The 10792-nt window shown below is 70.5% G+C and carries 13 protein-coding genes; 6 read left to right on the forward strand and 7 right to left on the reverse strand.

Annotation, left to right across the window (positions count from 1 at the left end; translation table 11 throughout):
- Positions 1 to 174 (forward strand): DUF3618 domain-containing protein (locus Q1K33_RS20770; protein ID WP_363319714.1); only part of this gene is annotated, 174 nt, incomplete at its 5' end.
- Positions 175 to 201: 27 nt separating this feature from the next.
- Here Q1K33_RS20770 and Q1K33_RS13415 read toward each other — a convergent pair.
- The 4 genes from Q1K33_RS13415 to Q1K33_RS13430 all read right to left on the reverse strand — a co-directional run bounded on the left by Q1K33_RS13415 (position 202) and on the right by Q1K33_RS13430 (position 3086).
- Positions 202 to 828: a response regulator transcription factor gene (locus Q1K33_RS13415; RefSeq protein WP_300404758.1), complete on the reverse strand. Its 627-nt coding sequence runs from the start codon at positions 826 to 828 to the stop codon at positions 202 to 204.
- 246 nt (positions 829 to 1074) lie between these two features.
- Positions 1075 to 1530 carry a DUF6328 family protein gene (locus Q1K33_RS13420; protein ID WP_300404760.1) on the reverse strand — a complete coding sequence of 152 codons (456 nt, stop codon included), beginning with the start codon at positions 1528 to 1530 and terminating at the stop codon, positions 1075 to 1077.
- Positions 1527 to 2213 carry an HAD family hydrolase gene (locus Q1K33_RS13425; protein ID WP_300404762.1) on the reverse strand — a complete coding sequence of 229 codons (687 nt, stop codon included), beginning with the start codon at positions 2211 to 2213 and terminating at the stop codon, positions 1527 to 1529. Before Q1K33_RS13425 ends, Q1K33_RS13420 begins: the two co-directional genes overlap by 4 nt.
- An 81-nt stretch (positions 2214 to 2294) precedes the next feature.
- Entirely contained in the window at positions 2295 to 3086 is a 792-nt protein-coding gene (locus Q1K33_RS13430) for a CPBP family intramembrane metalloprotease (protein WP_300404764.1), read from the reverse strand.
- A 236-nt stretch (positions 3087 to 3322) separates the two neighbouring features.
- Here Q1K33_RS13430 and Q1K33_RS13435 point away from each other — a divergent pair, with 236 nt between their 5' ends.
- Positions 3323 to 4123, forward strand: coding sequence for an SDR family oxidoreductase (locus Q1K33_RS13435; protein ID WP_300404766.1), 801 nt, complete (start codon positions 3323 to 3325; stop codon positions 4121 to 4123).
- Positions 4124 to 4153: 30 nt separating this feature from the next.
- On the opposite strand, the gene Q1K33_RS13440 is transcribed toward Q1K33_RS13435, so the two are convergent.
- Positions 4154 to 5143, reverse strand: coding sequence for a TIGR03557 family F420-dependent LLM class oxidoreductase (locus tag Q1K33_RS13440; protein WP_300404768.1), 990 nt, complete (start codon positions 5141 to 5143; stop codon positions 4154 to 4156).
- 85 nt (positions 5144 to 5228) lie between these two features.
- Here Q1K33_RS13440 and Q1K33_RS13445 point away from each other — a divergent pair, with 85 nt between their 5' ends.
- Positions 5229 to 5501 (forward strand): Rho termination factor N-terminal domain-containing protein, encoded by a 273-nt coding sequence (locus Q1K33_RS13445; RefSeq protein WP_300404770.1) that lies wholly within the window; start codon positions 5229 to 5231, stop codon positions 5499 to 5501.
- Positions 5491 to 5925 (forward strand): hypothetical protein, encoded by a 435-nt coding sequence (locus tag Q1K33_RS13450; protein ID WP_300404772.1) that lies wholly within the window; start codon positions 5491 to 5493, stop codon positions 5923 to 5925. Before Q1K33_RS13445 ends, Q1K33_RS13450 begins: the two co-directional genes overlap by 11 nt.
- Here the strand turns inward: Q1K33_RS13450 and Q1K33_RS13455 are convergent.
- Positions 5919 to 7160 carry a cytochrome P450 gene (locus Q1K33_RS13455; protein WP_300404774.1) on the reverse strand — a complete coding sequence of 414 codons (1242 nt, stop codon included), beginning with the start codon at positions 7158 to 7160 and terminating at the stop codon, positions 5919 to 5921. The two genes, Q1K33_RS13450 and Q1K33_RS13455, sit on opposite strands and share 7 nt — an antisense overlap.
- Before the next feature lie 52 nt (positions 7161 to 7212).
- On the opposite strand from Q1K33_RS13455, the gene Q1K33_RS13460 reads away from it, so the two are divergent.
- Positions 7213 to 7836 (forward strand): TetR/AcrR family transcriptional regulator, encoded by a 624-nt coding sequence (locus Q1K33_RS13460; protein WP_300404776.1) that lies wholly within the window; start codon positions 7213 to 7215, stop codon positions 7834 to 7836.
- A gap of 5 nt (positions 7837 to 7841) precedes the next feature.
- Positions 7842 to 8780 (forward strand): ATP-binding protein, encoded by a 939-nt coding sequence (locus tag Q1K33_RS13465; protein WP_300404778.1) that lies wholly within the window; start codon positions 7842 to 7844, stop codon positions 8778 to 8780.
- A 298-nt stretch (positions 8781 to 9078) separates the two neighbouring features.
- Here Q1K33_RS13465 and Q1K33_RS13470 read toward each other — a convergent pair whose 3' ends face one another.
- A complete protein-coding gene (locus Q1K33_RS13470) occupies positions 9079 to 10725 on the reverse strand; it encodes an IS1182 family transposase (RefSeq protein WP_300404780.1) in 1647 nt (548 codons plus the stop codon).
- Positions 10726 to 10792: the final 67 nt, after the last annotated feature.

The raw sequence follows: 10792 nt of genomic DNA on the forward strand, positions 1-10792 counted from the left end.
CTCGAGCGGACCCGCGACCACCTGGCTGAGACCGTCGACGCGCTCGGGCACAAGCTGGACGTGCCTGCCCGCTCTCGCGAACGACTCGCGCAGGTGGATCGCAGGCAGGCCGCGCTGGCCGGGGCCGGTGTCCTGCTCGTGGTCGCCCTCATGGTGTGGCGGCGGCGCCGATGACGCGGCCGGGGTAGCCGACGACTCGGCTCAGTCCTGGGGTGGCCGGCCGAGACCGTGCTGCATGGACCACACGACAGCCTGGCTGCGGGTCTGCACGTCGATGCGTCGGTAGGCCCCGCGGATGTACGTCTTGACCGAGTTGATCGACAGGTAGAGGCGTTGGGCGATCTCGGCGTTGCTGAGTCCCTCCGTGATCAGGGCGAGGACCTCGGCCTCGCGAGGCGCGAGGTGGGGGAGGTCCGGGCTGTGCCCGGGGTTGACCGTGAAGTCGACGGCTCCCGGACTTCCATCCCCGTGCAGGTCGCCCCACGCCGCGGCCTCGACGGCCGCGACGAGCTCCTCGGAGCCGACGTCCAGGGACACACAGCCGTCGACACCCTTCTCCAAGGCGCGGTCGGCGAGCTCGGGTCGGAGGTCCCGGGTCACGGCCAGCACCGCGACATCGTTCTCCTTCACCAGCCGGTCCAGCTCGGACCCGTCGGTGTCGAGGAGTCCCTGGACGTCGTAGAGGACGACGTCGGCGCCCTCGAGCAGCAGGATGTCGACCGAGCCCACGAGGGTCGTGAAGTCGGGATGGGCGTCGAGGAGGGTGGTCAGGCCGCTGCAGACGACCTCGTGCTCGCTGGTGACCAGCACCTTGGTGGGACGGGACATGCCTCCGATCCTAGGGAAGGCGCAGCGCGGAGTGGTAGTCGAGACGACGCTCACGAGCACAAATTCACCCCTACGGCTGGGGGGAGGGCGGGTGCGACGGAGTTGGTCGTCCGCCGCTCTGCTGTCGGCGCGATCACCCGCAGGAGTGATTCGCCGGCGGCACCCTCCTGGCTAGCGTCGGCGCGCGCGCGACAGATCCTGGCGCCGTTGCCGGGCGCCTGAGGGCGAGGTCGCTGCCCGGGGTCCTCAGGACCGCGCTCGGCGCGGGACCACCACCCACAGCAGCGCGAAGCTGGCCAGTGCGACCGCGAGGACGACGAGGCCGGCCGTGCGCCCCACGACCACGTCGAAGACCAGCAGGAGTACGCCCGCGCTCGTGAGGGCCAGCAGTCCCAGCCCGATGCGCGAGGTGACGTCGGCAGCCTCGACGATCCAGTGCCGCTCGTGGCGCCGGAAGAGGAGCCGGTGGAACGCGACCGGAGCCACGACGAACGCGGTGGTCAGCACGGAGCCGCACAGTACGACCAGGAACGTCGTCCGCTGGAAGCCGGTGAGGTCCTCGAAGCGAGCGGAGAAGGGCACGGTCAGCAGAAATCCGGTCAGGATCTGCACGCCGGTCTGGACGACGCGCAGCTCCTGCAGCAGCTCGCCGAGGTTGCGGGTCAGCTGCTCGGGCGTCGGGTCGCCCTTGGACGCGGTCACGCCCCGACGCTCCCAGCCGGAGGTCGCAGGACGGAGCCGGTGTCGCGGGCACGCTCGGCCAAGGACCGCGCCGTGGCGACGACGTCGTCCGCGCCGGCGTCGTACAGCTCGGCCTCCGAGAAGCCACCGGTCAGCACGGCCACGGACCGCAGAGCGGCGTCGTGGGCCGCGTGCACGTCCCAGACGGCGTCGCCGACCACCACTGCCCCCTCGCGATCCTGCGACCCGAGCGCGCGCAAGAGCAGCTCGCCGTCGGGCTTGCTCCTCGAGGCGTCCGAGCCGGTGACCACGTCGTCCAGGAACGCATCGCTCCCCTCCACGAGGTCCAGGAGTCTCCGAGTCAGCTCGGCGTCGCTGGAGCTCGCCAGCACGACCCGGAGACCGACGTCGTGGAGCGCCTCGAGGAGCTCGGGCGCTCCATCGGCGACGGTGACGTGACCGAAGAGCTCGTCCAGGTGCTGAGGGTGCCGGGCCCGGAGCTCGTCGCCCAGGGCGTCCTCGACACGTTGGCCGGCCGCCTCGGTGACCAGTCGGTCGCCCCCCATGCCGATCAGTCGGTGGAGCCGGTAGGCGGGAACCGCGACGCCGAGGTCGCGGAAGGCGGCGCGCCAGGCCAGGGTGTGCGCGTAGACGCTGTCGACCAGGGTGCCGTCCAGGTCGAGGATGACGGTGGTGGGGCTCATCTCCCCGACGCTAGGCATCTCGAGGTGCGCCCGGATCACCCTCAGACGTGAGTCGCCGCGGCGCCGACCTCGTCCGAGCTGCTAGATGAAGCCGACCTTGTCGGCGAGCAGCGCGTACCCGACGAAGGCGCCGATGTCGAGCAGGGTGTGGGTGATGACGAACGGCATTACCCGTCCCCAGCGCGTGTAGAGCCAGCCGAACAGGAGGCCCATCGCCGCGTTGCCGAGGAAGCCTCCGATGCCCTGGTAGAGGTGGTAGCTGCCGCGCAGCAGCGCGCTGATGAGGATCCCGTTGCGCCGCGAGATGCCGAGCTGGTCCAGCCGGGTGAGCAGGTAGCCGAGGACCACCACCTCCTCGAGGACGGCGTTGGACAGCGCCGACAGGACGAGGAGGGGGTAGCGCCACCAGACGTCGGGCAGGTCGGCGGCCACCACGGTCAAGTTGATGCCGAGCTCGCGCGTCAGCACGTAGAACGCGATGCCGACGGTCCCGACGCCACAGGCGAGGGCTGCACCGCGCACGAGGTCGCGCACGCGCCCGTCGTGGCCGACGAGGATCTCGCGCACTCTGTCGCCCGTCCGGTAGAGCAGGTAGCACGCCAGGAGCGCGGGGGCGACGCGGAAGGCGGAGACCAGCAGCTGACGGGTCAGGTCGATCCACGGCTCGGTTGCCAGGCTCGGGTTGAGCACGGCGCTCTGGTCGCTGAGGCCCCCGGGCTGGGTGTAGGCCTCGATCAGGCTGACGAGCGAGTAGACGGCCGAGCGGCCCAGCGAGACCGACAGGACGAGGAGCACCTCGAGAAGCAGCACGGCGCGCGCCAACGACGGTGTGCCGGCGCCGTCCTCGCGGCGTACGTCGTCCGGTGCGGTCACGGGGTCAGCCTGCCACCGGCTCCTGAGGCGAGCCGGAGATCCCCCTGTGCTCCCGACGTCAGGCGGCCGACAGGGCGAAACCGGGGACGAACGACAAGCCGATGCGCCAGGCCATCGTCCCCGAGGAGGCGAGGGCGCCTCCCCGATGCCCGAGCAGCCACGTCATGTGGCAACGCTGGGCGTGGGCCGGGAGCCGCACGATCACCCACCGTGGGTGGCGTGATCTGCTTGGCGTCATGGACCTCGGCATCTCAGGACGTACTGCACTCGTCACCGGCGCCGCCGGCGGCATCGGTCGGCACACGGTCGCCGCTCTGCTGGACGAGGGGGTGCGGGTCGTGATGTCGGACCAGTCGGCCGATGCCCTCGACCAGGCGCGCCAGTGGCTCGGCGACCGTCTGTCCGCCCCGACCCTCGTGCCGGCCGACCTCTCCACCGACCAGGCGGCCCAGGACCTGGCCCGGACCGTGGCCGAGCAGGTCGGCGACATCGACATCCTGGTCAACGGGGCCGGGATCACCGGCGCGACCGGGCCCTTCCACGAGATCGCCGACCACGACTGGGTCGACGTGCTGACCACCAACTTGCTGTCCGCGGTGCGGGTGACCCGGGCCTTCCTGCCGGCGCTGCGTCGGGGTGGCTGGGGTCGGATCGTCTACGTCAACTCGGAGGACGCCGTGCAGCCCTACGACGACGAGCTGCCCTACTGCGCTGCCAAGGCAGGCCTGCTCTCCTTCGCCAAGGGCCTGTCCCGCTCCTACGCCGACGAGGGGGTGCTGGTGAACTCGGTCTCGCCGGCCTTCATCGACACGCCGATGACCGACGCGATGATGCAGAGGCGCGCCGACGAGGAGGGGACCGACCTCGACGGCGCCATCTCGACTTTCCTGAGCCAGGAGCGGCCCTACATGGAGCTGGGGCGGCGCGGCCGCCCCGAGGAGGTTGCGGCGGTGATCGCGTTCCTCTGCTCGGAGCGGGCCAGCTTCGTCAACGGAGCCAACTACCGCGTCGACTCGGGGTCCGTCGCCACGATCTGACGAGCCAACGAGCCGGGCGTCGTACGGCGATCACGCGTCGGCGGCGCGCAGCTTCTCCAGCAACGGGCCGGCCGCCTCGGCCAGGAAGCGGTCCTGGCTCTCGTCGCCCACCTGCACCACGGCGACGTCGGTGAACCCGGCACCCTTGAAGGCCATCACCGCCTCGACGATCGCGTCGAGGTCGGGACCGCAGGGGATGTTGTCGGCGACGTCGTCGGGCGTGACGAACTGGGTCGCGCCGGCGAAGCCGGCCGGAGTGGGCAGGTCGGCGTTGACCGACCAGCCGCCGGCGAACCAGCGGAACTGGTCGTGGGCGACCTCCTTGGCCGCGGCCTCGTCGGGACCCCAACAGATCGGGATCTGGCCGATCGCCCGGGCTCCGTCGGGCCCGATCGTCGGCGCACCGTCGACGGCGTTCCAGGTCGGGACCAGCGAGTCGTCGGGCTCGACGGCGATCAGGTGGTCGGAGACCGGTGCGAAACGACCGATCGAGCGGTCGCCCGAGACCGCGAGCGCGAGGTCGACGCCGTCGTCCGGCACGTCCCAGATGCGCGCGGAGTCGACCTGGAAGTGCTCGCCCTTGTAGTCGGTGAGCTCGCCGGTGTGCAACGCGCGGATGATCTCGACGGCCTCGAACAGCATCGACTGCCGCTGGGCGAGCGCGGGCCAGCCCTTGCCTACGACGTGCTCGTTGAGGTTCTCCCCCGACCCGAGGCCGAGGGTGAAGCGGCCCTCGGCGAGGAGCTGCAGCGTCGCCGCCTTCTGGGCGACGACGGCTGGGTGGTAGCGGATCGTAGGGCACGTCACGTAGGTCATCAGCTCGACCCGCTCGGTTGCCTGCGCCACCGCGCCCAGCACGGTCCAGGCGTATGGCGCGTGGCCCTGCGTGGTCAGCCACGGCGAGTAGTGGTCGCTGCTGACCTCGAAGTCGAAGCCGACCTCCTCGGCCCGCTGGGCGTAGGAGACGAGCTCACGCGGCCCGCTCTGCTCGGTCATCAACGTGTAGCCGAATCGCGTCATACCTCGATCCTGCGGGGCCGCCAGGCCCGCGACATCACCCCGAAGGTTGGTGGCAGCCGGACCGTGGCTGAGTAGCGTCGAGAGCATGCCGCAGAACAAGGAGCCAGGACCCAGTGTCAAGGACGACGAGCTCTACGAGAAGCTCCGAGACGAGGGGAACAGCAAGGAGAAGTCCGCCCGGATCGCCAACGCCGCGGCGCGCGACGGGCGCTCCGCGGTGGGTCAGAAGGGTGGGTCGTCGGACGCCTACGAGGAGTGGACGGTGGACGATCTGCGGGAGCGCGCCGCCGAGCTCGACATCGAGGGCCGCAGCGACATGCGCAAGGACGAGCTGATCGAGGCGTTGCGTGACCACTGACGGTCCGCAGGAACCGGTCCGTCACGAGTTCGCCTTCGCGCCCGCCTACCGGGTCGCCGCACTGCCGTTCGGCATCGCGCCGCGCACGAGCTGGGTGCACATCGGGCCGGACGAGCTGTCGGTGCGCTACGGGCCGTGGAGTCTGTCGACGCCGGTGCACAACATCGCCGAGGCCAGCCTGTCCGGAGGGTTCACGTTTCTCAAGACTGCCGGCCCGCCGCACCTGTCGCTCGCCGACCGGGGGGTCAGCTTCACGACCAACCCGCACGCGGCCGTCTGTCTCCGCTTCCACCGGCCGGTCCGGGCGATCGACCCGACCGGCCTGCTCAAGAACCCTGGGGCCACTCTCTCGGTGCGCGACCCGCAGGCCCTGCTGGCCGACGTACGGCGGCTGGTGCCGGCCGTCGGGCTGGTGGATCAGTAGCGGACCGGCAGGTCCTTGATCCCGTTGATCCAGCCCGACCGGAGCCGCGTCGGGTCGCCGGTCGAGGCGATGCCGGGAGCCTGGTCGGCGAGCGCGTCGAAGATCAGCTTGATCTCGAGCCGCGCCAGGTTGGCGCCGATGCAGTAGTGCGCGCCGTGGCCACCGAAGGCGACGTGGGGGTTCGGGGAGCGGGTGATGTCGAAGGTGAACGGGTCGTCGAAGACGTCCTCGTCGTGGTTGGCGCTGGCGTAGAACAGCCCCACCCGATGCCCGGCCTTGATCTGGGCGCCACCGAGCTCGACGTCCTCGAGGGCGGTCCGCTGGAACGAGGTCACGGGCGTCGCCCACCGGATCACCTCGTCGACCATCGTGGGCGGCCTCTCGCGCACCCATAGGTCCCATTGCTCGGGGTGGGCGAAGAATGCGTTCATCCCGTGCGTGATCGCGTTGCGGGTGGTCTCGTTGCCGGCGACCGCCAGGGCGATGACGAAGAAGCCGAACTCGTCGTCGGTCAGGCCACGGCCGTCCTTGTCGGCGTGCAGGAGCTTTGTGACGATGTCGTCGCGCGGCTCGGCCTTGCGTTCGGCGGCCATGCCCAGGGAGTACAGCAGCACCTCGGTCGAGGCCGCCTCCGGGTCGCCGGCGAACTCGGGGTCGTCCGAGCCGGTCATCGCGTTGGTCCAGTCGAACAGCTTACGGCGGTCCTCGGCCGGCACCCCGAGCATGTCGGCGATCGTCTCCAGCGGCAGCTGGGAGGCGACCTGCTCGACGAAGTTGCCGGAGCCCTGGGCGACGGCGTCACGCACGATGCGTCGTGCCCGCTCGACCATGACGTCGTCGAGCGCGCTGATCACGCGCGGCGTGAAGCCGCGCGAGATGATCTTGCGGGTCTGGGTGTGCTCGGGAGCGTCCTGGTTGATGAGGACGACCCGGGTCATCTCGACCGAGTCGCGGGTCGCGGTCTCCGGCAGGCGGATGATGGCGCCGTTCTCCCAGCTGGAGAAGACCGCGGAGTTCTTCGAGACCGCGGAGACGTCGGCGTGCTTGGTCACCGCCCAGTACCCGGTGCCGCCGTTCATCCCGGCCCTGGCGTCGGGAGTCTGCTCGACCCACCGCACCGGCGCCGTACGACGCAGCGCGGCGAGCTCGCCGTGCGGCACGGCGACGAGGTTGACGTCGGGGTCGGTGAGGTCGAAGCCCTCGGGCAGGGTTGGGGGCGAGGTCACGGTGGTCACGACCACACAGAATCATCAAAGTGTATGGTCGTCAAGGAAGTCGGGAGACGAGATGCGGACACACGGGTGGGGCGGCGCGCCGCCGGCCGACGACGACGAGGCTCGTGATCGCATCCTGACCGCGACTCGCACGTGCCTGGCCGCGACCGGGACGGCACGCACCTCGGACGTCGCGGGAGCGCTGGGGATCACCCGGCAGACGGTCTACCGCTACTTCCCGACCACCGAGGACCTGCTCAACGCAGCGGCGATGGCGGCCGTGGTCGAGCTGCAGCACGACCTCACCGCGGACGTACGCCGCCACCTCGCCGCCGGCGCGGACGCCGCCGACGCGGTGGTCGAGGTCGTCGCCTTCGTCTACGAGCACCTGCGCGACGATCCGGCCCTCAGCCGGCTGCTCGCCCCGGGCCGGATCGCCGGCACGTTGGCCGGCCTCACGGCACCGTCGTCGATCCAGCTCGGGCGCTCGCTCCTCGCTGGGTTCGGGGTCGACTGGGCCGCACAGGGCTGGGATCCCGACCGTCAGCGTGAGCTCGTCGAGCACCTGCTCCGCACGCTGCAGTCGCTGGTCCTCGACCCGGGTGACCCGGAGCGCTCCGGAGCCGAGCTGCGCGGATACCTCCAACGCTGGGTCGCTCCCGCTCTGCGGACCGTTCAGCAGACTGGTTTACCCTGACGGGCATGCGCGCGGGCCCTGGGGTCGACCTCGATGCCGCCGTCGCGCAGGTGCTGGACCTGCTGGGCGAGACCTCGGGCGTCACGCGAGTGGGGCTCGCCCTGCCCGAGGGTGCCGGTCGGCGACTGCGCTTCACCTCGAGTGACCGCGACGTCGTCAGCACCGGACCCGCGGGCGGCTCGCTGGACTGGTGCCACATCGACGCCTTCGACGACGTGCCGCTCACGACCGTGGTGCGCACCGGTGAGTCGGTGATCGGCGGGCTGGAGACCTTGGACGCGCGCTTCGCCGAGTTCGTGGACAAGCAGCGGTGCCTCGGGGTGCGCGCGGTGGCGGCACTCCCGCTGCACATCGCTCAGACGGTGATCGGTGGGGTGGTGCTCTTCTACGAGGAGCAGCAGCGCTTCGGGTCGCACCAGGTGGCACTGCTTGAGGTGAGTGCTGTTCGCGCTGCGGTGCAGGTCGGGCAGGCGATGCAGCACGTGTCCGTCGACCGCGGCCCTCACCTCGATGACGCGGAGGTCGTGAGCGACGACCTCGCGCGCTTCGAGGTCGAGCCGCTCCCGGTCTCGGTGGCGCTGTCGCGGCGCTTCGCCCGCCGCCACCTCACCGACTGGAAGGTTGACGACGACGTCGCTGACACGGCCATCCTCTGCCTCTCCGAGCTCGTCACCAACGTCGTGATGCACGCAGCCTCCCGCTCGCGCATCGAGCTGAGCCGGCGACCGGACGCGGTCCGGCTCTCCGTGCGCGACCACGGGTCCACCGCCGGCACCGGACGTGCGCCGGAGCCGGAGGACGACCCGCTGTCCGTGCACGGCCGCGGCCTGCAGCTCGTCGCGGCGCTGGCAGACGAGTGGGGCTCGGACACGGACGAAGGGGGTACGACGGTGTGGTGCACCTTCTCCACGCGCCGCCGGCTGAGTCCGGTGGGTCCGGGCTGAGCGTTCGCTGAGAGTCGAGATCGGGCCTGAACCCCGTTGCTCCCGCGCCCGTAGGCACCTGGAAGGACGCGCCCCTCCGTGCGTCACCGCCTAGGAGACTGCTGAACAAGCGCGTGTTGATGGTGCCGTGAAGTGGTGGGTGCGGGCCGAACGCCACCAAGGCAGTCGAGCTGCGGTCAGCACACGTGGTGCGACACGGGGTCGTTCGGCCCGCGTTGTCAGCCTGACGGGCCCGCGAGGTGCGCGCAAGAGCCCGTGGCGGTAGTACAGGTCCCGCTGGGGGCCCCTTGCCGGGCCCTCAGGCCAGTGCCCAGGTTCCGTTGTTGTCGTGCAGGCCCATGGTCAGGAGTCGGCGTAGGTTCAGGGCCGCGGTGCGGTGGTGGAGCCAGGTGTTGTTCTTCTCGACCCCGCGGTAGGGCACGCGCCGGTTGCCTCTGGTCAGCCACGCGATCGAGCGTTCGACCATCGGGCGGTGGCGGCGGTAGACGGCCTGGAAGTGCTCGTCGGTGGCGCGTTGGCGGTGCTCGCGTTGGAGCTGATGGTGTTCACCGAGGAGCACGGTCCGCCCGGCAGCCGAGGTCGTGCACTGGGCACGCAACGGACAAGCAGCGCAGGCATTCTTGAAGCCCACTCGGCCCTGCTCGGACACGGCCCGGGTGACCTGGTTCGGACACGTCAACGTGTTGGCGGCCGCGTCGTAGACGAAGTCGTCGATGCTGAACCCGCCGGGAACCGCGGTGCGTAGCGGCCAGGGTTTGAGCAGCGGTAACCAGCCCATGGCGTGCAGGACCGCGAGCATCTTCGCGCTCGCGTAGGCCGAGTCGCCCAGGATCTCGACCTGCTGGCCCTCGCCGATCCCACCGGGCCCGGCCAGGGTCACATCGGCGGCCATCAGCTCGGCACCGATGCTCGCATCGGAGTTCTCCGCCCCGGCGGCCTTGGTCAGCGCGACCGCCGTGCTCAGGCCGGTGTCGGGCTCGATGACGATGTGGGCCTTGAACCCGTCCTGGCGGCGCTGCTGGGTCTTGTGGGCGTGGCGGGCATCAGGGTCGACGGTCGAGATCACCCGCTCCGGTGCAGTCGCCCGGGCGATGCGCCAGCGCCCATCGGTGCCATCAGAGCCCTCGGCCGGCTCGACGTCCTGGCCGGCGACCAACGCTAACAACGCCACCGCCTCAGCCGCCTTACCGCCCGAGGCGCTGATGACATCCAGCCCGGCGCTCTGCCCATCGCGGTAACGCTCATCAAGTGCGTCCAGCAACGCGAGGGCGTCGTTGACCAACGCGGTGATGAGGTCCTCACGCGCGGCGTGGTCGTCCCACGCGATCGGTGGCTTCGCACTCGAGGTGTAGTCCTGACCGCACAACACGCCCAGCCGGGTCGTGACCGATGCCGGGCCGTGGACGAGCTCGGTGGCGCCCTGCACGTCGCGGGCGACCCGGCGGATACAGGCGATCAGCTGGGTCACGGTGTCCTGACGCGCGACCGCGTCATCAAGGACCGTGGAGTCCAGGGCGCGCCGCTGCTTGCCTGCCACGGCACCGGTTTCGGTGATCAGTTCCCGCACGACCTCGAAGATCCGCTGCGGACGCTCACTGGCAGCCAACCGGCGACGCCAGTACGTCAACGTGGAGGGGTCGAAGCCCTTCGCGTCGATCGCGTACCCACACGCTGCCTTCCACCGCAGATCGAAGGTGACCGCCTCGACCGCCTCCCGATCGGAGTGACCATGCAGGGCCTGCAACACGATCACCGAGGCCACCACCTCAGGTGGCAGCGAGGGGCGCCCACGACGCGACGGGAACAGGTCCTCGAACATCCGCGCCGGGAACAACCGCAACCGGTGCTCGGCCAAGAACGCGAACACACTCCCGGCCGGCAACAAATGCCCCGCGACCGACTCGACATCCATCAGATCCCGCTGACGATCCGCCTCACCCTGCATGACCCCGATGATTTCAGGAGCTCCACGATCAGCGGGGAGGCGCGCCTTTTGTTCAGCAGTCTCCTAG

Source organism: Nocardioides sp. (assembly GCF_029937575.1).
In the GTDB taxonomy this organism is placed as follows: domain Bacteria; phylum Actinomycetota; class Actinomycetes; order Propionibacteriales; family Nocardioidaceae; genus Nocardioides.